This is a genomic window from Buttiauxella gaviniae, assembly GCF_040786275.1.
Taxonomy (GTDB): Bacteria; Pseudomonadota; Gammaproteobacteria; order Enterobacterales; family Enterobacteriaceae; genus Buttiauxella; species Buttiauxella gaviniae_A.
In genome coordinates this window covers 3683042-3707697 of sequence record NZ_JBFMVT010000002.1, presented here as the reverse complement: position 1 = coordinate 3707697, position 24656 = coordinate 3683042, and the positions used below count along the sequence as shown (strand labels likewise).

The 24656-nt window shown below is 50.0% G+C and carries 16 protein-coding genes; 2 read left to right on the top strand and 14 right to left on the bottom strand.

Translation table 11 applies throughout. The features are described from left to right. The 9 genes from AB1E22_RS17645 to AB1E22_RS17605 form a co-directional block, all read right to left on the bottom strand. Window positions 1-960: a fimbrial protein gene (locus AB1E22_RS17645; protein ID WP_367596523.1), complete on the bottom strand. Its 960-nt coding sequence runs from the start codon at window positions 958-960 to the stop codon at window positions 1-3. 3 nt (window positions 961-963) lie between these two features. Continuing rightward, entirely contained in the window at window positions 964-3468 is a 2505-nt protein-coding gene (locus AB1E22_RS17640; RefSeq protein WP_437178421.1) for a fimbria/pilus outer membrane usher protein, read from the bottom strand. A gap of 152 nt (window positions 3469-3620) precedes the next feature. Then, entirely contained in the window at window positions 3621-4307 is a 687-nt protein-coding gene (locus AB1E22_RS17635) for a fimbrial biogenesis chaperone (protein WP_367596521.1), read from the bottom strand. 59 nt (window positions 4308-4366) lie between these two features. Further along, entirely contained in the window at window positions 4367-4891 is a 525-nt protein-coding gene (locus tag AB1E22_RS17630) for a fimbrial protein (RefSeq protein ID WP_367596520.1), read from the bottom strand. Window positions 4892-5083: 192 nt separating this feature from the next. Beyond that, window positions 5084-5740 carry a helix-turn-helix domain-containing protein gene (locus AB1E22_RS17625; RefSeq protein WP_367596519.1) on the bottom strand — a complete coding sequence of 219 codons (657 nt, stop codon included), beginning with the start codon at window positions 5738-5740 and terminating at the stop codon, window positions 5084-5086. A 126-nt stretch (window positions 5741-5866) separates the two neighbouring features. Then, on the bottom strand, window positions 5867-7003 hold the full coding sequence (locus AB1E22_RS17620) for a fimbrial protein (protein ID WP_367596518.1): 1137 nt from the start codon (window positions 7001-7003) through the stop codon (window positions 5867-5869). Between the two features lie 13 nt (window positions 7004-7016). Then, window positions 7017-7739: a fimbrial biogenesis chaperone gene (locus AB1E22_RS17615; protein ID WP_367596517.1), complete on the bottom strand. Its 723-nt coding sequence runs from the start codon at window positions 7737-7739 to the stop codon at window positions 7017-7019. A gap of 12 nt (window positions 7740-7751) precedes the next feature. After that, on the bottom strand, window positions 7752-10229 hold the full coding sequence (locus AB1E22_RS17610; protein ID WP_367596516.1) for a fimbria/pilus outer membrane usher protein: 2478 nt from the start codon (window positions 10227-10229) through the stop codon (window positions 7752-7754). A gap of 84 nt (window positions 10230-10313) precedes the next feature. Next, window positions 10314-10859, bottom strand: coding sequence for a fimbrial protein (locus AB1E22_RS17605; protein WP_367596515.1), 546 nt, complete (start codon window positions 10857-10859; stop codon window positions 10314-10316). 312 nt (window positions 10860-11171) lie between these two features. On the opposite strand from AB1E22_RS17605, the gene AB1E22_RS17600 reads away from it, so the two are divergent. After that, on the top strand, window positions 11172-12101 hold the full coding sequence (locus tag AB1E22_RS17600) for a LysR family transcriptional regulator (protein ID WP_367596514.1): 930 nt from the start codon (window positions 11172-11174) through the stop codon (window positions 12099-12101). A gap of 88 nt (window positions 12102-12189) precedes the next feature. On the opposite strand, the gene AB1E22_RS17595 is transcribed toward AB1E22_RS17600, so the two are convergent. Together AB1E22_RS17595 and AB1E22_RS17590 are read right to left on the bottom strand one after the other, a co-directional pair. After that, window positions 12190-13077, bottom strand: coding sequence for a LysR family transcriptional regulator (locus AB1E22_RS17595; protein WP_367596513.1), 888 nt, complete (start codon window positions 13075-13077; stop codon window positions 12190-12192). Window positions 13078-13116: 39 nt separating this feature from the next. Beyond that, a complete protein-coding gene (locus AB1E22_RS17590; RefSeq protein WP_437178392.1) occupies window positions 13117-14631 on the bottom strand; it encodes a M48 family metalloprotease in 1515 nt (504 codons plus the stop codon). A 447-nt stretch (window positions 14632-15078) separates the two neighbouring features. Between AB1E22_RS17590 and AB1E22_RS17585 the strand changes: the two genes are divergently transcribed. Then, window positions 15079-21492, top strand: coding sequence for a hypothetical protein (locus AB1E22_RS17585; protein WP_367596512.1), 6414 nt, complete (start codon window positions 15079-15081; stop codon window positions 21490-21492). 75 nt (window positions 21493-21567) lie between these two features. Here AB1E22_RS17585 and AB1E22_RS17580 read toward each other — a convergent pair whose 3' ends face one another. The 3 genes from AB1E22_RS17580 to drpB all read right to left on the bottom strand — a co-directional run bounded on the left by AB1E22_RS17580 (window position 21568) and on the right by drpB (window position 24147). Next, window positions 21568-22989 carry a DNA cytosine methyltransferase gene (locus AB1E22_RS17580; protein ID WP_367597401.1) on the bottom strand — a complete coding sequence of 474 codons (1422 nt, stop codon included), beginning with the start codon at window positions 22987-22989 and terminating at the stop codon, window positions 21568-21570. A gap of 112 nt (window positions 22990-23101) precedes the next feature. Next, on the bottom strand, window positions 23102-23806 hold the full coding sequence (locus tag AB1E22_RS17575; RefSeq protein WP_367596511.1) for a phosphohydrolase: 705 nt from the start codon (window positions 23804-23806) through the stop codon (window positions 23102-23104). 104 nt (window positions 23807-23910) lie between these two features. Next, window positions 23911-24147: a cell division protein DrpB gene (gene drpB, locus AB1E22_RS17570; RefSeq protein ID WP_367597400.1), complete on the bottom strand. Its 237-nt coding sequence runs from the start codon at window positions 24145-24147 to the stop codon at window positions 23911-23913. Window positions 24148-24656: the final 509 nt, after the last annotated feature.

Sequence of the window (24656 nt, the reverse complement as noted above, 5' to 3'; positions counted from 1 at the left end):
CTAACGATATTCAATGGTCATCGTAACCATGGTTGAAAATTCTCCGCCGGCAATAGCGCCAGCCTCCCTTAGCTTCACCGGTTTCGCACTCACGCTAAAATCTTCAGTCGAGCTGGCAATTGCGGGAAACTCAATCACTTTATCCATTGGAATGGGCTGGCCGTTTTTCCCCCACACCAATTGCATACCGAGATCTGCGTGATCGGTTTTTATAATTCCATTTTCCGCATCGTAACTCCCGTGAGTAGAAGTAAACGTAACTGCTACCGGGCTTGCGCCCCCACCGTTACTACAGCTCATGGTGATTTCCGCCAGTTTTGAAGGCACCGAACCATTTGCGATTTCACTGGGGCTGATACTTGTCCAGAAATAGGCCAGATTATGCTGGGTGATAATCTGGCAGCTAGAGTTGGCAACATTGATGTTTAAATTGACAAATATTTTTGCACAGAGAGAGTTTTTGCATCCTAGCTTACCGGTGTAATCGACAATATCTGCATATTCAACATTACCGGTTGAAAATGCTCCGGTAAAATCGGTTCCATCACCATCCGTATATACCGTTGCGATGATTTTGCTTGGGGAATGTATTTTATATTCGTTGGAATCAACTTCAGGCCAGGCATCGCCTCGCTCATCCCTAAAGCCCAGTGAAATATAAAATCCATTACCTATACTAAATGCTGTGCGAAAATTATTATTGATTAAAATAGGTGGCACGGTCGGATGTAAAGTTAAATTAGCACTCTCACCATTCGAGTACTCTGGTGTGCCGGCAAAAAGATAACGGACAGGAGGAAGCACACCGGACTCACTGGGATCTTTATTAATATTGACAGTCCCATTGATGACTATTTTCTGTGAAGCCACAGCGGCCATAGTCGGGAAAGCAGCAATACTCGCCCCCATCAGCAGTAATATCAGCGCTATTTTTTTCAAATTCACAATACGATGAAACATAATTTACCCTTTAATAGCTAAACAGCTACCGATAATAACTGGCAGGTTAGCGTTCATATCCTGCGTAGAGAGGTGGTAATGGACGTGGCACTGCTGGTCCGGCGCTTTGCCCCAGCGGACGGCCAGTTGCCCTTCTTCTGGCAGGCCGCTCAGATAGGTTGCGCCCATTTCGCCAACGATCCCCGCATCGGGTGCCGCGTTGTCTTTCCCGCTCAGGCTTGCCGTGGCGCCAAACGGAACGGCGCTACCATCCTGACGAGTTAAGGTCATCATCACCCGATAGCCTACGTGCGTATTAAACCCCGCGCGTACCACCGCCCCGCGAGTAGGAATCACATCTTTAGCACTTTCTTCTATCTCCACATTTGGGCCGAGTGTAGTGGTATCCAGGCCGATGCGGTTGCGGCGGTATGCGCTGGTATAAGGCACCACGGCATAACCACTTGAATCCGTATTTAAACCCGTGGTGTTAACCACGCCGACTCCCCCGGCACCGGGTGCCGCGACCAGGACAATGGTTTCCCCTAACGGCTGCGACAACGTTAAACCGTCGCTGTGAAGTACCATTCCGCCATTAATGCCGTAATTCACACGGCGCGAATCTTTGCTATAGCTGTAGCCCAGATTGCTGTTGCCATGGCTGCCCGTGTAATCCAGGTTGGCATTCCCGCTGTTGCCGCCGCCCTGGTTATCCTTGCCCTGGCTTACGCTATAGTTCAGTTTGTTGTCATCCAGCGTGCCGTTGACGCCAGCCTGCTGGCTCACGTGACCGTCGCTGCCGTGGTTCACACTGTAGGTTGCCCATGCGCCTTTAACCCAGCGGTCCAGAGGGATCGAGATATTGAAAGCCACCTGCTGGTCAGAGGGTTCGTCGGGCGTGTAGTTATTGCTGTAGGTGATGCTATAAGTGGCGCCCAACCAGTTGTTGTTATAGCCCCATTGCAGCGTCTGTTGTTTACCTGAATCCTGCCAGTAATCCTGCACGCTGGCGGAGAAGTAAAACGATCCCCATCCTTCCGGCAAAGACTGATTGATAGAGCCTTCAATCTGGCTGCGTTTGTGGCTGTTAAAGTCAAAATCGTCAACGTCGCTATCGGCGCTATTTAAATCCACCGACTCCTGCAGGGTATAAAATCCGCTGGTTGAATAGCGGTAACCCAACAGGCGGAAATCCGTTCCGGAACCTGCAAAGGACTTGGCATAGAGAAAACGGTAAGACTGACCAGAGTCGCTCTCATCAGGCAACTGCGTTTTAGCCTGGGTGACATCTACAGAGATAGCCCCCCAGTCACCGATATTTTTCCCGACGCCGATGGCAAAAGAGTGGTACTTATCGCTGCCCTGCAAACCGCCGTAGAGTGTCATACCGCTATTAAAACCGTGGATCAGCGTGACCTGGCCGAAATCAGGGTTATCGCCACCGTAGCCGCTACGGAACTGCCCCGCCGTCACGCTGTATTTCGTGCGCCCTTCTCGCTGCAAAATGGGGACGGAGGAGTAAGGCTGAACAAATTTCTGGAGGCTGCCGTCCTCTTCTTTAACCTCAACGGTTAAATCACCGCTACCGGAACTCGGGTAGAGATCGGTAATTTCGAAGGCGCCGGGTGAGACATAGCTCTGATAGATGGTGTAGCCATTTTGCGAAATGGTGACCTGGGCATTTGATTTAGCGATACCGCGTACTACTGGCGCAAAACCCTGTAGACTGTCCGGTAGCATGGAGTCATCAGAGGCCATCTGCGCGCCGCGATATTGCACGCTTTCAAAAACATCGCCGCTGGAATAACCGTCCCCCAGCGTAAGCTGAGATTTCAGGGAAATAAGGCTGCGCTGCAGGTAGGTGTTAACGTTTTGCCACTTTTTTTCACCATTGTTGTCATTCCAGGTGGCGTAGTTACGTAAACGCCACGCCCCGAGATTAAAACCGTTGTGCAGGCTCAAATAATAGCTGTCGTCCCGGCTGTTACTGCCGCTATATTCATTTTGAGTATTCGCGCCGGTAAAGTTGTAATCCAGTAACAGTGCAGGAATACCGTTATCCCAAAGCGCGGGATCTACGTATCCACGCACGGAATTGGAAAGCACCGCCTGGGGGAAACTCAACTCGAGACGCTGCTGGTTAAAATCAAAATTGACGGTTGAGGATGGAATAATCTGCAAAAACTTCACGCAGGCGTTGCTGTCGGCTGCCTCCTGCTTTGCAAGGTCTGGAACAGCGTCGGTTTTAATGCCATATTTTTTTAACTGTTCAAGTGAGAGGCAAGGTAAAAGACCCGTAGCACTTTTATCTGCACCGCTTTCATCAGCATAAAAATCTATTTCCTGATGATCGACGAGGTTGTCATTGATGCTGATATCAACCACATATTTGCCGGGTAACTGGGTGCCTGCGTTTTTGCTAAAAGCAGAGAGATCGGCAACGCTACTGTCCTTTCCATTTTGTTCAATAAAGGCCGGGTTAAAGCCTGGCTCCGCGCCAGTTTCCGCGAAACTTAAAGCTGAATACATCAGTAAAGCGATAGTACTTATAGCAAAATGACGATGCGTAACGCGACTGCCAAAAATAATATGCGTAGCAGTTCCCTTATTGTTATTTTTTTCCATGGCGTAAGGCATCATCTCAAGTGCGAATAATTTGGGAAGATTATTTCATTGTTATATTAATTAACGGGCCGGGTAATTGCCGCCGTAATTCCGCCATAATCATTGATAGTTGTAAAAACAAGCTGCCCACCGTGCGTTCCGGCCGGTAATTTATAATGGCTTTCACCTTTCGGCATCACCAGGTTAACTTCTTTGATTTCTGTACCGTTCAGTTTTACGCTATCGAGTGTGACGGAATAAGCGGTTGGGTTTTTAGCAACCAGTTCGTTCCCTTGCACGGACCACTCAAGCGCTTGAGGGGAATCCATTGCAGTGCCGGGCAGGTCTGCCGGGCGGTAGAACATTTTAATCCGCGTTTTAATCGCAAGCTGAAGCACGTTCTGGCTGCCAGATTCAGGCGCAGGTGGAATAGCTTTAACGTTAACCCAGAATACCGACTCACGATCGTTCGGTAACGCCGTACCGGTTTTGATAATTCTGAGCATATTTTCTTTATTGGCGTTCAGGCGAAATAAAGGGGGAGTAATACTAAACGGCACATTTTTATTACCGTCTTTATCATCAACCCAGGACTGCACCAGAAAATATTGTTTGCTGCTGTGGTTATCTACTGTCAGCGATGCCTCTTTATTACTCTCATTATAAATAACGCGCGTCGCCCCCAGCGCAATGCCATTAGCAGCGAAAACGCCATGTGAGACGCATAGCAATGCCAGCGCCGAAATTATCGGTTTTAATTTCATGTTTGCCTGTATGTCATATAAACAGTGTGGCCGCTGTTTCAGCAGCCACACCGGGATGATTATTTATAGCTAACCTGGAAGTCAGCATGGGAGTTCGCAAGCCCAGGCGTTACTGTTGTAACTGTGGATTTATAACGCGCTTTAAAAGCGAGGGTATTTTCACCGTTTACCAATAAGGTGTCTGCGCTAGCAGTACCCATCGGAATAACCGTACCGGCGTTGCTAACGATTTCAATCCCAACGCCGGTCGCAGCACCAGCAACGCTATCGATAGCAAGCAGAGTGTTATCAGCGCCGTCCTGGGTCCCGGAGAAGGTAACGTTCGCGTTTTTTTTCGCTGAAGCATCACACTCTTCAAGTTTGATGTTGAAGCCCTGGTCTGCAGAAACATCTTTAGCAGCAACAAATGTGGAAGCCTTTACCTTGCCCATATTAACGGTCTGATTAGCACTTTCGGTGGAAACGACGCAAGGGGTGTCAACAATCTCACCATTAAATTGAACGGTACCGTCAGCAGCCATTGCGAAAGAACTCATACCGGATACAACTAAAGCCAGACCTGCCAATGTGTTACGAAAAGCCATAATAATTTCCTTTTAGGCTAGAATATAATATTTGCAAATTATTCACTGTGTGGAAAAATCAAACAGAAATAAAATAACCATCTTGATAAAATCGGCTAAAGTATGCACTCTAGATTTTACCCAGTAAATATGCCATTAACGAAAAACACCGTCCAAAATAGGACGATTATTTTTCCAGAACTGGACTTGCCTTTAATATTTCAAAGGGAATGGATTACACAAACGGATAAGCTTACCTTTTTCCATTTCAATAAACCCCCCAAAGCGCAAATCAGAAAGAATCTTCATTATACCGCTTCGAGCAAGCCGGGTACGCATCGAAATATACTGCGCCACGCTAACGTCTTTATGATAGGGGCAAGTTGCAATTTCCGTTAATAACATACAAATAATGCTGTACGCACTATTGTTTATCATAAGAAAATCACGGTACGCCTGCTGATCATTTATATAGGACTGGTAGAGCATCACATCCTCCACAAGCCCATGTTCTTTAATGATTTCCAGTGCTGTGGTAAGCGGTAAAAAATGAATATCAACATTTTTCTGCCGTTTAAACGTGTGTGTCTGATAGCGAAACACCGATCCCTGAAGGCCAAGAATAGCAGGCCCAACAGCCGTTGCGACCAGCAACTGATCGTGATTTCGCCAGATATCAATACACCCCTCACGAATAAAAACAACCCGCAATCCAGCCTCATCATCCATTAATGTAATTTCATCATCACCATAACGGCTCAGTAGTGGTTGGGAAAATTCGCTGAATACTCCCATTATTTTGTTCATGACATCGTGCGGCTTAGCCGGCATAGAATGAAAATAACCATACTCATTTTTTATTGATTTCATTTCTTAACAATCCTTGTTTACAAAAACTTGCCCATAAAATTTTTATAAGCAACTGAGGATTAACACTCAATATTATTGCCAAATAAAATAGTGACATTCGTGCTGAAAAGAAAATCACCCCATATCTTAATAATAAGTGATCGTCACATTGGCTTTCGCAGTGAAATTCCCGGTAAATATCTTATCATCCATATCCGTTATTTCTGGTGCCGTCTGCACGATGGCCGCCTGGAAAAAGGCGGTATTTTTACCCTTCTGGCCAATACCAATATTCTGCTTTACACCCATTCTCACCGTCTTGCCTTCGTTGTCATAAATCCCAACCTCAAGCCCTTTAAGTTTCTGCCCGTTCTGTTCGCTTACGGCAGGTAATGTATCTCGCCCGGATATCACAGAGGAGGGATCCGAGAAGGTAAATTCAACGTTATTGGTATAACTGCTGCAGGTGAAATCCATGCCAAAACGGGTAAGCGGCCCCTCTTTTGGAAATGTTCCGCTGCTGCTTTTATTAATTCCGCCTAAATCCACCGTTTGATGTTTATTATCCAGCGAGCACGAAGGGGCTGCCATGAACACACCTGAACCCAGGGGGACATCAACCGTGGCGGTGCCTGCCATTCCGTCAACTGAGAATGTCAAATGCGCGCCCGGCGGGATCACCGCCTCTGAGCGATAATCTACCCAGCCAAATTTAATCAACTCCACACGCATAGACTCGATGGCAAAATTATATTTATTGTCGTATTTATACAGCGTTTTTCCCGCGTTATATTGCGCGCCAAACTGCACCAGCGTGGAATCGTCCTTTCCGTTTATGATCGGGTATTCAACCCCTAGTCGTTTACCGATGGCCATTTTTGCCGAAGGGTAGCTGCTTGGCGGCGTCTCCTCGCTAAGCGACACCGCTTTGATGTACATCTTCATTTTGATGCCGTTATTGGTGGTTTGCGCCTCGCCCGCCCAGTCCAGCGCGTTGTCATTTACGGCGCTTAAACTCAGGCTGATAGTGCCATCGAAGTTTGCTGGAGGATCAAATTCCTGCCCGTCCGAGGTGCAGCTCAGCCGCATGTTGGGCAAGAACTGGGCATAATCCAGCGCGAGCACTACGGAGTAATCAGGCGTGTTTTCATCCACCGCAATAGGATTCTCACGGGTAAATGGCGCGAACGGCAACGCTCCGCCCGTATCGATCTCGCAGCGCAGCGGTCCTGCCCAGCTCAGAACGGGCAAACAACACAGCAGCAGAGCGCACCAAATTTTCATCAGGAATTGTCCCTTAGAATGTCAGCGACTGATGTTGCACCGCAGACTCGCCGCCAAAATCATTGATAACCGAGTAGTTCAGCGCCCCGCTTTTACCACTTACGCCAGCCGGCAGCGCATAACGCATTTCACCTTTGGCAGGCACCATTGTGTTTTTATCAGCCAGAGGCTGCGCCTGACCGCCCGCAGTGACAGAAAGCTCTGAGAAGCTAGCGTAATACGGCGTCGGATTTTTGGCGATTAACCAGGCTTTACCGCCTTCATGGCTGACCTGCCACTGCAATTTGCTCACTGTGTCAGCAGGTTTTTCCGCAAGCGACGACGGGCGCAGGAAGATTTTCATACGCGTGCGTACCGCAACCTGAAGCTGATTGCCTTTAGCTTTACTGACAGGCGGGACTTCCTGAATCCACAGCCAGTACACGGACTCCCGATCCTGAGGCAATTTCCCAGGCAGGATCACCATGCGCAGCTTCCCTTCTCGCCCTGCGCCAATTTTAAATAGCGGCGGCGTGAGGAGCAGCGGCAAATTTTTATCATTACCCTGTTGGTCCTCCACCCACGACTGAACAAGATAGTCTTGCGAGGTGTCGTCATTGAGTAATTTGATTGAGGTTTCTTTATCACTTTCCAGGGCGATCACGCGGGTCAGTGCCGGACGTACCGCCGCCGAAGCAGCAGTGCTCAGTAACAGTAAACTCATCACGACGGGAAAGGCCATTTTAGTCAATTTCATAACGTTCTCTGCTTAGCGGCAAACCGCATTAACTTGTTGGTACCAGGGCTCAGAAGGGTCTTTGGCGTCCGGTAAGGTAAACTGGCACTGAGTGTTATTACCCAGGTCCACATGCAGCGTTGCACTTCCGTCGGCCAGAATGCCGTTGAGGTACAACAGTCCGTTATCGGCGACCATGCCGACCTGCTCCTTCTCTTGCCACGCGCTGGCACCAAAAGGTGCTGGCTTGCCGTCTGGCAGCGTTAAGATAACTATAGCGCGGCGTCCTACTTTGGTTTGAAAACGGCGCACGACGACGGCACCGTGGGTGGGAATGACATTTTGCCCGCCATCGACAAGCTCTACGTCATCCGCTGCGTGACGCGTGTCCAAAGACAGCGCATTGTCACGATAGGCCGAGACGGAAGGGACGACCGCCCGGCCAAAACGATTGGTCGAGACTCCCGGCTGCCCTTCCACGCTGATTCCCGCAGCGCCCGGCGTTTCAATAATTGCGATGGTATCGCCCAACTGCTGCGAAAGCACCACGCCGTGGCGATAGGCCACTACGCCACCGGAAATCCCCGCAGAGTACTGACGGTTCCCCTGGCTTGTACTCGCACTGGCGTTGAGATTAGCCATGCTGTTTCGATAGGCCACCGAGGCGGATGGCGAATAACCGCTGCTGTCATGTTGCGCAGACAGCGAATAATTCAACGCGTTGTCAAGCTCCGTCCCGCTTACCGTTGCCATCTGCGAACTGCCAGAATGGTTACTGTTGGTGGTGCTGAACGACAGGTTGCGGCTGCTTCTGTCGCCGCTATCGAGCGGGACGGAAAAGTTCAGCGACAACTGGCGGTCGGGGCCATTGCCTTCGTCCTCGCTATTTGCCTGATAGCTGTAGTTCATGCTGACATTCACGGACTTCACCATAAAGCTGTAGCCCAGCGTCAGTGACGTATCTGTTGTGTCCGAGTCGTAATAGTTATCTCGTTGCAGGGTCAGATACCCGTTACCGTAATCGCCAAGCCCCTGGTTAATGGTTGCCTGATACTCATTTTTGCGATGATTGCGGGTGTTATCCTCGCCCCAGCGCCAGTCCGCGTACTCGGGGAAGTCGAGAAAGTCCCGGCTCTGATAACGGAAGCCCATCACCTGCAGCGAGGTATCGGTATCGTCGAAACGGCGAGCGTAGAGCAGGCGTAAAGCGCGACCGCTATTACTCATACTTTCGCTCTCACTGTCATTTTCGTCCGTGTCAGACTGATGCCGTTCAAGCGCCCAGTCCAGCGACACGCTGCCTAAAAACCCGAGGTTAAGCGCACCATTTAACGCCATTGACTGATAACCTTCACCGGCGACGACCAGGTCGCCAAGGGTTATTTTGTCCCAGCCGTACTGCAAACTCCCCTGAGCCACCATCGGCTGATAAGAGAGGCCGTCATCTCTATAGCGGCCCGCACTCAGGCTGTAGCGCCAGCTCCCCGGGCGCAGCATGTTGGGGAGCGAGGTATAAGGCACGGTAAACTGCTGTTTGCTGCCGTCACTCTCTTCCACAGTGACGTCTAAATCCGCCCCTATCTGCCCGTTATTAAGATCGCTAATCGCGAAGCTGCCGGGTGAAACAGTTTCACTGTAGATAATGTTCCCGCGCTGGCGGATAACGACCCGGGCGTTGCTGCGGGCCACGCCGCGGATCACCGGCGAATAGCTAAACGTATCCGACGGCAGCATCTGGGCGTTGGTTTCCAGGGTCACCCCGCGCAGGGGTAAAATCCCCAGCACATCGCTTGAAGTGCTGGCGTAAACATCCCCGGCGGTAAATCGTGACACCAGAGCAGCAATGTCGCGTTCCGCATAGGCGCGGTCATGGTTCTGCTCCCAACCCAGCTCCGATTTGTTAAAAGTATCGAAGCTGTAAAAACGCCAGCTACCCAGATTCACTCCGGAATTAAGGCTCATATACGCCGTATCGCTGCTGTCTGTACTTGAATTATTACTATGATTTTCCGTGTGATAGACGTAGCCCGAATAGCTCAAACGCAGCGCGTTAACGCCGCTATCCCACAGGGACGGGTCAATCATTTCACTCTGCCCGGCAACACTCGTCGCCGCCTGGGGCGTAGTCATCACCAGTTGCTGCATCGAGTCGTCGTACTTAATAGAGGCGTCCGGCCATTTAGCCAGGAAGTCGTAGCAAACCTCGTCCCCTACTTTACTCAGCGCTTTCAGATCGTTATCCAGCCTCATCTGATGCAGCAAAGCCTGCGTCAGGCAAGGCACGGCGGTTTCACCCTCTTTCAGGGTAATAAACTCAATTTTGGTCTTAAAAAGCAGATGGCCGTTCAGAACAATTTCCGCTGTTTTCGTCCCTGCTTCGACCTGATCCGGGTGATAGAACTGCTCTGGAATATCCTGTGAATCCTTACGCAGGAAATCAGCATCAAAAGCGCTGTCAGGCGCTGCGGCCTGGCAACAAAAAGAGGCAGACGCTAAAATGAAAACTGTCATTGCGTAAACATAATGATATTTTTTCAAAATAGGCCTGCCCGGTTATTACAAATAATTAACTAAAATCAAAAACGCGTTATTTGATTAGTTATAAGTAATATCGACAAACGTTTTCCCGGTAACGTTACCCGCACTCACGGCAGGCGTAGGGGTATTAGATTTATAGGCAACTTTGAATTTCAATTCAGTATCACCTTCACTTAAAGCCTGTGATTTAGAAGCCAAACCACCATTGATATCAACCAACGTCGTACCATCGTTTTCCAGAATGGCAATACCTACCCCCGTGGCTGGTGTGGTGGCGTTAGTGTTTTTCAGGATTTCATTATCGACAGGATCCGGCGTGCCGCTGAATGCCACGCGAGCGTTTTTCATTGTAGATGTAGAACAATCCTGTAAATTAATGGTGAAGTCCGTCATCCCCGCGTAACCACCGGCACCGTTAAACGATTCCGGCGTGACGCTGGGTAAACTCATCAGCGCACTCGTCGAAGCCCCACCGTTAAAACCCTTCAGTGAGCAGGCGGAGGCAGTAACTTTACCGGAAAAGGTAATATCACCGTCAGCCGCGAATGACGCCAGCGGGGCGAGACAAAGAATGGTCAGTAAACATGTGTTTAATTTTTTCATATAACCAACATTTGTGAGAGAAAAAATAACAAACCAATTTTTAAATAATATTGGCCCTGAAGCCATGGATACTATATTCCCTACTCTTATCAGCAAAGTGAAATGGGCTTAATGACTAGTGAAGCCAAACTTACGCCAAAAAATTTCTTATAAAAACCAGAGAGATAAATCAACACCATAAACAACTTTTAACTTATAATGCTGAATAAAAATCCGGAACAGGCATAATTCCGCTATGCCCTATGCTATTATTATTGGAACGCGTTACGCAGTGAAGCCAATGATTTAAACATCACTCATCAGGGAAATGAAATGACAGAAAACTCGCTTATTGCAAATATCAGTAGAGTCAGAGGGTTTGATTTAAACCTTCTATTAAACTTTGAAGCTATTTATGTCCACAAAAGCGTTTCTAAGGCAGCGGAACTGCTTTGCGTAAGCCCTTCAGCCGTCAGCCAGTCGCTGACTAAGTTACGCAGTTTTTTCTCCGACCCGTTATTTGTTCGCGAAGGTCGAGGGCTAGTGGCAACAACCGTGGCAGAAAATCTGCATACTCAGTTACGGGCGGGCTTTGGGCAGTTACTTAATAGCCTGGACTACTTCAAAGACACGGCCACGAAAAATAAATTTGTTATTCATTCCACGCCCTATGCGGCCCTGCGTATTCTGCCAAAAGTGAGCGCCGAGATTCTCAATGAAAAACTTAACTGCGAAATCAGCCACATCAGCACTGATGCGCTATTAGATACTATCGAAGATGCCCTGACCTACCGAAAAGCAGATATCGTTTTTGATACCAAACCTTACTACAACTTTTCAACCGTAGTGGAACCTTATCTTGTTGAGCGCACCGTTCCCATTTGCCGCAAAGATCATCCACGATTAGACACGACGCTGACGTTTGAAGAGATGGCGCTTGAAACCTCTACCTTATTAAATGCAGGTTCCGAAAACATCAAACGCACTCAGACGGGTATCATGGACTTCTTAGGTGAACGTAACTTCTTCTTTAGCAGCAGCTCCATTATTGTGAATGCTGCAATAGTTGAAAACTCCGATGTAGTCAGTTTCGTGCCGGTGTGGTTTGCTGAAAAGTTTGCTTCCAGCTTTAACATCAAAGTTCTGGACTGTAACTTCTGCCCGGAACCCGTCACGATGTACATCACCTACAATAAAGCCTCTTTAAAAAGCCCTCATTTCCAGGATCTTTTAGAAATACTCAATAAATATAAAGAGATCTAAAACCACGCGACGGGAAGGAGAATAGCCTGAATGCCTTAAAAGGCTATTTCCGTTCTCCGCCTGATAAACTCTACCTTTGTCTTCAAAATTAACGCATCTTTTCTATTTTCTTCAGCAAAAGGTCCTTGTCTTTGCGCCGGGTGGGATCTTTCAAATAGTTGATATACAGATTTGTCTTTTTAACGTTCAGCCTGAAATTATAATTTAATGACTTAATATTAAATGACGCATGCAGTTTCAAATAGATGTTAATAGGAATGACGCAAATTACCTCGCTCACCTCTACCATGGCCAGCAGGTCGAGATAATAGTGGCTACAGAAAAACACATTATCGGTATTTTCCTCTTCGACGAGATTATCAAACCTGGATGAAGACCCGAGCGCCGCCTGTTGCTCCTGGCAAAACTCCTTCAGTGAAATGGAATCGGAAAGACGGGGGTGATCTTTTCGGCAGACAATCGCGTAATCTTCCTTAAATAACCGTTTAAAGAAAATATCGTCATGCTCAATAGGCGCGTAATCAAAAATGACATCTGCCTTATTATTTAACAACAATTCTGCCCTGCCCTCAGGTGATGCAGGCAGAGCCGTATGCTCTAATGGAAACGGAACTGACTCCTCCATCAGCAAATAGGTCAAAGGAATAACGGTAGCCGCGATATGCGGTGCACAGGAAAAGATGAAGCGAGGACGATCGGTTTCATCAATGACAGACGGTGCCTCTGACTGAGACTTCAGCAGCCCAAGCGTTTCAGTATGCAGACGCCTTGCAAACTCTGTCGGTATTAGCTCTTTTTTATCGCGAATGAACAGCGCGTCGTTATATAAAAGCCGTAGCTTTTTTATTGCCATATAGACGCTGGAGTGAGAAATATTCAAAGCATGCGCGGTCTGGCTCATGCTTTTTGTTTTCATCACCGTGTTGAAAATGCGAATCCTACCGATCTCTGCCTTACTTAATTTAAGATGAATCACTATGACCTTCCGTAATCAATGAGTTTCTATTTGTAGTTTCTATTTGTAGTTTTTAAATGTCTTCTGCAAATCTTTAAACTGATCCATTCTGGCGGAATATCGTTCCTGCTCCAGGCTGCCCTTAGTGACCATAGCGCTGGCCTGAGTCAGCAATTTAATCGCTTCGTCCAAATCGCCTCTCAGCGCACGGCTCTCGGCCCAGGCGGCCAGTTCTTTGCTTCTGTTACCCTCCATTGCTTCAACCTTCCTGAGCATTTCCCAGCCGTTAGGTTCGGCAGGATGCGCGAAGGTGTAGTTATCTAAAAGAGGACCGGCTTTCATATACATGCCAGACTCAATTTCTGCGTTGGCAAGATTCAAAATCAGTACCGGGTTATTTTTAGTGGCAGCCTTAACGGCTTCTAAACGTTCGACCGCCCGCTCGGCTTTTTGCTGGGCAATATCTGTATCCGTGGCGAGGTCAAGGAACCAGGGGTTCTGAGGCGCGGCGGCTAACAGTTTCTGAATCAGCGCCTCTGCATCATGATAGTTTTTTGCCTGGTAGTACTGGACTGCATAACCGTAGTCTGCCGCCAGCTTCTCGTTCGCGCTGCCGGTACTCAGGGTGCGTAAATACTCGTCGGCCGCCGTTGGGTTTTCGCTGTACATTGTCAGTACGCGGGCTTTAGCCAGCATAAAATCTAAAGAAGAAGCACGTGAAACAGTGGGCATTTGGTTCGCACGGTTGCGCATATCCGCAAGGCGGCTCTCAGGAAGCGGGTGCGTTAACAGCATTTCAGGCGGCTTACTGGAAAAAGATGATTTATCCGCCAGCTTTTGCAAGAACAGCGGCATTGCCTGGGGGTTAAAGCCTGCATGTTGAAGAACTTGAATACCCATCCGGTCTGCTTCCTGCTCGTTAGCCTGGGTAAAACTGATCATCCCCTGCTGGGAACCGGCAAGCGTGGAGGTTAGCGCCGCCATGCCGGCCTGCGGGCTGGCGGTTGCCAGCAATATTGCACCGAATGCCCCGGCCCATGTCATAGGGGAATTCTTCTTCTGGTCTTCCATGGCACGCGCCAGGTGCCGCTGGGTAACGTGGGATATTTCGTGGGCCATGACTGAGGCAAGCTGCGATTCATCATCGGTCGAGGCAAATAATCCAGAATGCAGAACAACATTCCCGCCAAAAAAAGCGTAGGCGTTAAGCTCGGTATTATTCACAAGATAAAAATGAAATAGCGTCTTTACCGATTTAGCATTGCTAACTAACTTTTGCCCTAAAGCATTAAGATATTCAACCAGCAACGGGTCATCAATAATGGGTGTCGCGCCCCGCAGTTGCCGCACGTAAAAATCGCCCATTTTAATTTCTTGATCCACACTCAGCGTGCTGCCCGCAGAAGTCCCCATTTCGGGCAGGCTATCCGATGCAGGTTGCCCTGCTAAATGTGAAGAGGGGTCGTCCAGATAATGGAAGCTGCTGGCCATAACGGACGAGGCTGAAACGCCCCCGCTGGATAAGACACCCAGGATCAAAGCATACGAGCTTAACTTCAGTAATTTAATGTTCATTGTTTCCTGGGCTACATAATTATCCATTTAGTGATTACATAAATAACCTGATTAAATGAATATGGGTGGGGAGTTAAAATACGCTTACCTGAACAATAGTAAATTAATAAAACCTTTAAGTCTGCATCACCATCATTAAGTTTCACTAAATGACTAATTAAGACAATTGGCATTAGAATTACTTAAAGAATCAATTCAGCCTCCTTACAGATTAAGGCAAATCTTATTTTTTCCCCCGTGATATTCTCCTTCCCGAGATTTAATCCTTCTCACAGCAATCGCTCTTAATGAAAGCCAGACATACTCGTAACGTAATTAATTAATATTTAATTGCGTTAATTATGCCTATGACACCCCTCCCGACTTTTACCTTTTCCGGTCGGGCAATGCCGTCTTTCATAACAGGCCGTTTAAGACGATGACTTTTCAGCAAAAACGGAAATTATCATGAATATGCAAAAGAAAGTTCTTTCATTATGTATTGCCCTTGCGCTTGGCAATAATGCCTTCGCCGCACCGGAAGTAGAACATAAAGCAAAAATCGAAGACAAAACCTGTCCCGCAAAAGGCACTGTTTTAACGAAAGAGCAGAAAGCAAAACTGCCTAAGAAATGTCTTCCCGTTGAAGAAGAGACAACCTGGGAATGGATCGCCGGTGGCGCAGCCGCCGCGGTAGCAGGTATTGTAGCCATTGCCAGCGGCGGTGGCGGCGGTGGCGGCGGTGATGACTCCAGCCATCATCCGGACCCGACTCCAGACCCGACGCCAGACCCAGATCCGGTTCCAGACCCAGCTCCAGACCCCGTTCCAGATCCAGACCCAATTCCAGATCCCGTTCCGGACCCGGCGCATGAAACCGTCTCCTATGCCAATGGCGCATTGCTGGACAAAACCGCCAAAACTCTGCAGATCGGCGGCGTCACCTACGGCTATGCCCTGGACGGCGATCGCTATGCCCTGACCGCACCAGACGGTTCCGTGCTGTACACCAACAGTGCCAACTGGTCTGTGGACGCGAATAACGATCTACTGATTAAAGGCAAAGATGCAGCGGGCCTCTACTGGTCCTACGATGCTGCGGGTAAATTTATCCATGCGGACGCCAACACCAAAGTGGTGGAAGGCGACGGCACAAACACCAAAATTGACACCGGCACCAGCGCATCCGGCCAGGGCAGCGCAGGCACAATCGTTGACGGCGACGGCACGACCACCGAAATCAGCGGCGGCACCAGCGCAACAGACGGCGGCACCGGCACCAAAGTCGACGGTAACGACGCCGTCGTGGATAACACAGGTGACACCACCGCCAGCGGCGAAGGCTCCACCGGCACCGAAATTACCGGCGACGGCGGCAAAGTCATCAACGGCGGGGACAACACCATCACCGACGGCGGCACCGGCACCAAAATTGACGGTAAAGATGCCCAGGTCGATAACAAAGGCGACAGCACCATCTCCGGCGACGGCTCCACCGGCACCGACATCAAAGGCGACGACGCCGTCATTAATAACGACGGTAAAACCGACATCACCGAAGGCGGTACCGGCACCAAAGTGGACGGCGACGGCGCGGATGTGATCAACACCGGCGACACCTCTGCCAGCGGCGAAGGCTCTACAGTAACCGACATCACCGGCGACGGCGCAGTCGTGGACAACACCGGTAAAACCGACGTGACCGACGGCGGCACCGGCACCAAAGTGGACGGTAACGACGCCGTCGTGGATAACAAAGGCGACACCTCTGCCAGCGGCGAAGGCTCCACCGGGACTGACATCACCGGCGACGGCGGCAAAGTCATCAACGGCGGCGACAGCGCCATCACCGACGGCGGCACCGGCACCAAAATTGACGGTAAAGACGCCCAGGTCGATAACAAAGGCGACAGCACCATCTCCGGCGAAGGCTCCACCGGGACCGACATCAAAGGCGACGACGCCGTCATCAACAACGACGGTAAAACCGACATTACCGAAGGCGGCACCGGCACCAAAGTGGACGGCGACGGCGCAGACGTGATCAACACCGGCGACACCTCTGCCAGCGGCGAAGGCTCTACAGTAACCGACATCACCGGCGACGGCGCAGCCGTGGACAACACCGGCAAAACCGACATCGCCGACGGCGGCACCGGCACCAAAATTGACGGTAAAGACGCCCAAGTCGATAACAAGGGCGACAGCACCATCTCCGGCGACGGCTCCACCGGCACAGAGATCAAAGGCGACGACGCCAAAATCAATAACGACGGTAAAACCGACATCACCGAAGGCGGTACCGGCACTAAGATCGACGGTAACGGCGCGGATGTGATCAACACCGGCGACACCTCTGCCAGCGGCAGCGGCTCAACGGGCACCGACATCACCGGTGACGGCGCAACCGTGGACAACACCGGTAAAACCGACGTCACCGACGGCGGCACCGGCACCAAAATTGACGGTAAAGACGCCCAGGTCGATAACAAGGGCGACGCCACTATCTCCGGCGAAGGCTCCACCGGGACTGAGATCAAAGGCGACGACGCCGTCATCAACAACGGCGGTAAAACCGACATTACCGAAGGCGGTACCGGCACTAAGATCGACGGTAACGGCGCAGACGTCATTAACACCGGCGACACCTCTGCCAGCGGCAGCGGCTCTACGGGCACCGACATCACCGGCGACGGCGCAGCCGTGGACAACACTGGCAAAACCGACGTGACCGACGGCGGCACCGGCACAAAAATTGACGGTAAAGACGCTCAGGTCGATAACAAAGGCGACAGCACCATCTCCGGCGAAGGCTCCACCGGCACAGAGATCAAAGGCGACGACGCCGTCATCAACAACGGCGGTAAAACCGACATCACCGAAGGCGGTACTGGCACTAAGATCGACGGTAACGGTGCGGACGTGATCAACACCGGCGACACCTCTGCCAGCGGCAGCGGTTCAACGGTAACCGACATCACCGGTGACGGCGCTGTTGTGGATAATACCGGTAAAAAAGATATTACCGACGGCGGTACCGGCACCAAAATTGACGGTAAAGACGCCCAGGTCGATAACAAAGGCGACAGCACCATCTCCGGCGGTGGCTCCACTGGCACAGAAATTAAAGGTGACGACGCTGTCATCAACAACAACGGCAAAACCGACATCACCGAAGGCGGTACCGGCACTAAGATCGACGGTAACGGTGCTGACGTCATCAACACCGGCGACACCTCTGCCAGCGGCAGCGGCTCAACGGGTACCGTGATCACAGGTGATGGCGCAGTTATCGACAACACCGGTAAAACCGATGTGGCCGACGGCGGCACCGGCACGAAAGTTGACGGTAACGACGCGAAAATTGACAACAAAGGCGACAGCACCGCTAAAGGCGCAGACTCCGTTGTCATCGACATCACCGGCGACAGCGCGGTAATCAATAACACCGGTAACACAGAAGTGACCGACGGCGGCACCGGTACCAAAATTGATGGTAAAGACGCCAAAGTCGATAACCAGGGCGACACCACCGCAACCGGGACAGGTTCAGCGGGCACCGTGATCACCGGCGATAACGCGCAGGTAAATACCCAGGGTGACACCACCGTTGCCGATGGCGCAACGGGCACCAAAGTGGACGGCAACAATGCCGCCGTCACCATCAAAGGCGACGGCACAGAACCAGCCAAAATCGACGTGACCGGCGGCGGTAAAGGCGTGGTCGTTAACGGCAACGACGCCAAAATCACCATTGAAGACGCAACCGCAAATGTGGACGGCACAGGCTCTGCCCTGGCAACCATTACCGGCGATAACGCCACGGCGACCATCGCGGGCGATATTTATGTCAAAAATGCTGCTCACGGTGTGGATGTTGCGGGTGATAACGCCACGGTAAATACAGCAGCGAAAATCTTTGTTCAGGATTTAAATTCCATCGGGATTAATATTACCGCGATCAATGATGGCGCGGATGAGAAAACCACCTTTAAAAACACCGGTGACATTAATGTGACCAATAATGCCACCGGCGCAGTTATTGGCGGTGATAAAGCAGATGTTACCCTTGATGGCAATGTGAATGTCACATTTGTAAAAAATAGCAGCGGACAACTTCAGCTTGGCAATGGTGTGCTTGTCAACGGTAGTAATAGTAACGTCCACCTGCAAGGGAACGTTACTCTGGCGAATGAAGAACTCGCCTTCTCGACTGAAAAAACTGCTCAACGTAATGGTAGTGCGTATGGCGTTTCCATCACCGGCTCTAATAACAATGTTGATGTTGGCGGTTCTATCGGCGTAAGCTCCATTGGTAATATTGGTAACGCTTATGGCACGGGCGCCTTCACAGGCCTTACTGTAACCGGGGCGGGAAATGAAGTTAATGTTACGGGGGGTATCAATGCTGAAGTGGATGACTTGGGAACAGATAACGGTTACACCCCCACTGTACGTGGTCTTATCGTTGACGGTGCTAACTCTGTCTCGATCAGTGGAAAGTCGTCTCTTATAAACAATAGCGACTGGATACAATTTGGTATTTTAGTTGATGCCAAAAAAGGAGCGAATGTCTTATTTACTTCAGATTCAAAAACAGATATTTCATTCGAAACACAAGATGGTGATGCGTATCAAAGGGCGTCAGCAATTAAAGCAACTGGCGTTGGTACAAAAATAGAAAACGCGGGCCTTCTCACCAGCACGTCTAACGGTGGAATGATAATGCAGTCAATTGACGGTGCCTCCGTGGTAAACAGCGGCACCATCAAATGGACAAGTAATGGAACAGGCATTGCAACCCAAGGAGCACAAATTAATGCAACAAATAACTCAACCGCATCTAACACGGGTACCATTGAACTCAAAAACTATGTAAATCCTAAGTCTATCGGCGCCGATGATCAGTTCCCAGTTGGCTCGTACGGTAATACTATGTATGGCGTTCTCGCTACTAGTTCAAATTCCAGTGTTAATAATGACGGAACCATCGTCATGCAAGGCGCGGGGTTATATGGACTTGGTGCAAGTCAAACAACTACTCAGGCACTAAATAATGGATCAATTAATCTTGATGGATTCGGCCCTGGAGAAGATGTTAATGGAAATGCTATAAATAAAACTGTTTACACGGTAGCTGATAATATTTCGTTCAATCGTGGGGCGGGAATGGTCGCTGGCTCAACTCGTTCAGGTAGTAGTACAAATGTTAGCGCTACTAACAAAGGAAATATTACCGTCAATAACTCCGGCTTCGGTATGCTTGCCCTTAGCGGCGGCACGGCCACTAACCAGGGCACGATTACCCTGACAGCCGATGCGGCTACCGTCAGCGATGGCTCAAAGGCGCAACTGGTTGGTTTGGGAGCCATGAATGGTGGTAAAGCCATCAACGACACCTCCGGTGTGATTAATATCAACACGGATATTGGCCGCGCATTCTATACCGACGGCAAATCCGGCAGCCAGATTGTTAACAAAGGCACCGTCAACTATATGGGCAGCGCCATTGATAACAGTAATGTCCATATGGGCAGCACGCCGCAGTCGCAGGTGACGGGTGCGCCAGCGCTTCTTAAAGGCTACAGCGTGGGTACCAATGCTGATGGCTCTGCGGGTAAATTCTATGGCAGCAACGTAGATGTCTCCGGCGTCACCGTCGATACCGGCTTCACTGAAGGCAGCGCTGCGAAAACCGAAACCTTCGATAACGTCTTCCAGGGGACCGATATCCAGGGTGCGGAAAACATCCAGGCTGACTCTGTGGTCTGGAGCGCAGAAGGCAAAACTGACGCCAGCGGCAACGTGGACGTCACCATGACCAAAAAGGCCTACACCGACGTGGTCACCGACGCTGGCGTGAACAGCGTGGCGGGCGCACTGGAAGCGGGTTACACCAATAACGCCCTCTACCAGAGCCTGAACCTGAAAACGGCAAAAGACGTCACCAACGCCATGAAGCAGCTTTCCGGCAGCAAGGCGACCTCCGCGTTTAACGAGGCGAAAGTCCTGAGCAACCGCTTCACCATGCTGGCTGACAGCGCCATTGAAACCTCAAGCGGCCTCGGCTTTAACGTGGTGGCGAAAGGCGACAAACGTGCCGAACTGGGCAACAACACCCAGTACGACATGATGGCCCTGAGCCAGAAGCTGAGCCTGACTGACAGCCAGACCCTGAAACTGCAGTACGGTATTGCCCGTCTGGACGGTAACGGCGATGTGAAATCCGCAGGCGACAACGGCCTGACCGGCGGCTACAGCCAGTTCTTCGGTCTGGAGCATCACATGGACCTCGGCGACGAGATGAGCTGGAATAACGCCCTGCGTTATGACAACCATCAGCTCGACAGCAGCCGCTCTATCCAGTACGGCAGCGTGAACGAAGTGGCGGACTCCAAAAATACCCAGCAGTATATGGAGCTGAAGAGCCAGTTCAGCAAAGGCTTTGCCCTGAGCGACACGCTGAACTTCAAACCGTCCGTCGGCGCTAAAGTGCGTCACACCCGTGACGGCAGCGTGAACGAAACCGGTGCGAACGACTACAACCTGAAAATGGATGCAGGCAGCGAAACCGCGGTTGATGCCATCGCCGGAATGGAACTGACCTATGCCGGTAAGAACGGCTGGGCAGCGACGGCCAGCGTGGAAGGTGGCCCTAACCTCTCCTACAGCAAGAGCGCACGGTCTGCCTCCCTGCAGGGTGCAGCCGGCCAGCGCTTCAGTGTGGATGACGGCCAGAAAGGCGGCGGCGTGAACAGCCTGTCTCAGGTCGGCGTCAGCTACAGCCAGGGCAATACGTCTCTGGCGATGGATGCCTACAACTGGAAAGAAGACGGCGCGTCTGACAAAGGCCTGAACCTGAATCTGAAAGTGAAGTTCTGATAAGCGTTAAGTAAGTTATCCATCCCCTTCTGATGTATTTCAGGAGGGGATTTTTTTTATATCAATTCGCGTGGTTTATTTTTTAGATTTTCTTATTTCAACTGCCTGAGCAATTCTTGATTCCAGTAAACGCGCCACGGCGGCAAAAACCGGCACGATGACTGAATTTCCAAACTGCCGATAAGCCTGCGTATCCGAAACCGGAATACGGAACGCATTCCCCTGCACCGCTTCAAACCCCATTAAACGCGCACACTCACGCGGCGTTAAACGACGCGGACGACGCAGTTGGTTTTCAGCATTATCAAAATCTTCTTCCCCGAGCGATTTATCCCACCCGCGATCAACAAGAATTTCAGCGCCATCCTTGTAATAACGCGCAGACAGCGTGCGAGCCACGCTGGCTGGATCTTCAGGCGAGACCAGACCATAACCAAAACCGTTGCCCTTCGCCTGGTGCTTTTTGGCGTAGTAATAAAGGTACTTCCACAGCGTCGGCGTCAGGATATATTTGGCATCCACCGTCGGCTCCAGTAACTCCCCAAAGGAAGGGCGGCGCGGCGGATATAACTCGCTGAGCTTGCGCAGGGTGAAATCTTTATGAAGATTGAGATCGCGACGGAAACCCACCAGCACAATGCGTTCGCGGTGTTGCGGCAGGAAATTTTTACCGTCAACAATTTTAGGATCCCCCGCCCCCATTATTGCCGCGTCAGCCACTTCATACCCCAGGCTGTCGAGCGTTTCCATAATGATGCGGAACGTATTGCCTTTATCATGGCTTTTTAAATTCTTAACGTTTTCCAGCACAAAAATTGCCGGGCGTTTCGCATCGATAATTCGAGCCACGTCGAAAAACAGCGTGCCCTGTGTCTCGCAGGCAAAGCCATGCGCGCGGCCTAACGCATTTTTCTTCGACACGCCAGCCAGGGAGAACGGCTGGCAAGGGAAGCCCGCGAGCAGTACGTCGTGATCCGGCAACATAGCCTGAATATGCGCGGTGGCCTGCTCATCGCTGACATCATCGCGGTTGCTGAGGGTAACATCGCGAATATCCTGATTGAACTGATGGCTCTCAGCGCCGCAATACCAGTTGGCTTTATAGGTACGCACCGCGTGTTTATTCCACTCGCTGGTAAATACGCATTGCCCACCAATTGCTTCAAACCCGCTGCGGATCCCGCCAATACCGGCAAATAAATCAACGAATTTAAAAGCATATTTTCCATGGTGCGCGGGTAATGGCGGCAGCATATTTTGCAGCATTTTGCTTTCCGCAGCCGTCAAAATACGTGGCGAAGATTTACGGTTATACCAGCGATTAAGTGATTCGCGAGTCCAGTCACCGCTAACCTGACGTAGATGATGTGCCACAGTTTTCTGGTCGTAGATTTCCAGAATGCGCTTCACTAACGCGTAATCATCTTCCAGTTGCTGTTGTTGCTGAAGGATTGCTTGCTGGGAGAGTTGTTCGGCAATTGCGTCGAGGTCGTTCATCATGAACCATTTCAGGGGAAAAGAGAGTGCGACTCTATCACTGATTTGACCCAGAGAGAATCAGAACAGCCCGCAAGCGTTGCGGGCATCCCTTTTGTTTTTAAAGAAATTATCAGGCGGAATGTATTTGCGGAGCAAATTGCTGAACGACATTATGGTCAATATCGCAGTAATTGCCTTTTAGTTCGGCACAAAGTTTGGCCATGTAATTCACTAAAAAATCGGCATTATGGCGAGCAAGGGCGCGCCCTGCCTCGGTTTGCATAGTATCAGGGAGTTTAAGTAATTTTTTCTGGAAATGGTCAAGCGCATAGGTTGCGTCGTCCAGTTCACGCCCGGAAGCCAGGGGATCTTCGCTATCAAATAGCGGGCGACCCAATGCGCCGGAGGTGTAAAACACTCGCGCCAGGCCAATGGCTCCTAACGATTCCAGCCGGTCAGCGTCCTGGACAATTTTCGCCTCAAGGGTCTGCGGCGCAATTCCAGCACTGAAGCTGTGGGCACGTACCGCATGAGCTACTGCATCGTACAGCGGGTGTGGGAAATCGGGAAAATGTGCATCCAGAATACGCAGCGTCTCTTGTGCGGCCTGGGTGGAAGCGAGATGGCGCTCGGGGTGATTCTTCGGCAAATTGACAATATCGTGGAAATAACAGGCAGTTAGCACCACCAGGCGGTCAGCCTCCGTGGTTTCCATGATTTGCTGTGATGTTTTCCATACGCGGCGAAAATGCGCCACATCATGGGCTTTATCGTCCTGCAACCAGTGACGGTGCAGATACTCTTCAAAACGCGCTTGCCAGTGGGCTATCGGCATACGTACTCCTTACTTCGTAGCTGGACCCGGTACTTAATATGAGTACAGGATCACAAAATTAGCAAGTTTACCCCCGGCAATAACCCACATTGGCACGATTTTATTTACCTGGCACGCGTGTACCAGGCAAGCCAGCCTAACAAAGCCGCCACGGAACCCAGAACCAGCAGCCCCATTAAGGCGCCGAGCAGTTTGCCCCCGAGTGTTCCCATATCACCTTCGGTGACATCGCTAACCACCCAAAAATAGCGCGCTACGGCCCAAACCGTGTACAGGCAAAATCCATAGAACAACCACAGCGCCAATTTGCCACCCGGAGTTCGGGTCGGTTTCGCATCCATAACGTCTGACATAACTCTCTCAATCGATTAGCTTGTGTATTCCGATGGGTCATCCATCTGCGAATGTGATTTTTATCATATTTTTGCTCTTCCTTAACAGCCCTAATGCCACGTTTTCGTTAGGAATTTTCTTAATACCACTTACCTACCCTATTGTCTTTTCATCATAATAACATTGCCATTACATTAGGTTATTTATTCGCCGCCCGAGATTTGGATTAACAAAGTAGTTTTTAATATTAAATACAGCAGCAATTAAACATGAACCAGCAAGCAACTTTTGATGGGAGATATTTTCTTATAACAACTTTTATATATTCAAAATATGATTATTTTTTTATATCTAAAAAATAATATACATATATAAAATATATTAAAGATCCGCACCTACCTTTATTAAATCCAATAAAATCAAATAGATGAGCGGTATTTACTGTGAAACAATTTGTCTTATTTCAAATAATTCAGTTACACGTTTAGTGATAAATAAATTGAACTACCTGTAATAA

Excerpts from the sequence above, each read along its gene's own strand:
- AB1E22_RS17590 (WP_437178392.1), bottom strand. The coding sequence starts at position 14,631 with ATGAACATTAAATTACTGAAGTTAAGCTCGTATGCTTTGATCCTGGGT.
- AB1E22_RS17640 (WP_437178421.1), bottom strand. The coding sequence starts at position 3,468 with ATGTATTCAGCTTTAAGTTTCGCGGAAACTGGCGCGGAGCCAGGCTTT.
- AB1E22_RS17615 (WP_367596517.1), bottom strand. The coding sequence starts at position 7,739 with ATGAAATTGACTAAAATGGCCTTTCCCGTCGTGATGAGTTTACTGTTA.
- AB1E22_RS17635 (WP_367596521.1), bottom strand. The coding sequence starts at position 4,307 with ATGAAATTAAAACCGATAATTTCGGCGCTGGCATTGCTATGCGTCTCA.
- AB1E22_RS17630 (WP_367596520.1), bottom strand. The coding sequence starts at position 4,891 with ATGGCTTTTCGTAACACATTGGCAGGTCTGGCTTTAGTTGTATCCGGT.
- drpB (WP_367597400.1), bottom strand. The coding sequence starts at position 24,147 with ATGGATGCGAAACCGACCCGAACTCCGGGTGGCAAATTGGCGCTGTGG.
- AB1E22_RS17575 (WP_367596511.1), bottom strand. The coding sequence starts at position 23,806 with ATGCCGATAGCCCACTGGCAAGCGCGTTTTGAAGAGTATCTGCACCGT.
- AB1E22_RS17585 (WP_367596512.1), top strand. The coding sequence starts at position 15,079 with ATGAATATGCAAAAGAAAGTTCTTTCATTATGTATTGCCCTTGCGCTT.
- AB1E22_RS17620 (WP_367596518.1), bottom strand. The coding sequence starts at position 7,003 with ATGAAAATTTGGTGCGCTCTGCTGCTGTGTTGTTTGCCCGTTCTGAGC.
- AB1E22_RS17645 (WP_367596523.1), bottom strand. The coding sequence starts at position 960 with ATGTTTCATCGTATTGTGAATTTGAAAAAAATAGCGCTGATATTACTG.
- AB1E22_RS17600 (WP_367596514.1), top strand. The coding sequence starts at position 11,172 with ATGACAGAAAACTCGCTTATTGCAAATATCAGTAGAGTCAGAGGGTTT.
- AB1E22_RS17605 (WP_367596515.1), bottom strand. The coding sequence starts at position 10,859 with ATGAAAAAATTAAACACATGTTTACTGACCATTCTTTGTCTCGCCCCG.
- AB1E22_RS17610 (WP_367596516.1), bottom strand. The coding sequence starts at position 10,229 with ATGACAGTTTTCATTTTAGCGTCTGCCTCTTTTTGTTGCCAGGCCGCA.
- AB1E22_RS17580 (WP_367597401.1), bottom strand. The coding sequence starts at position 22,989 with ATGAACGACCTCGACGCAATTGCCGAACAACTCTCCCAGCAAGCAATC.
- AB1E22_RS17625 (WP_367596519.1), bottom strand. The coding sequence starts at position 5,740 with ATGAAATCAATAAAAAATGAGTATGGTTATTTTCATTCTATGCCGGCT.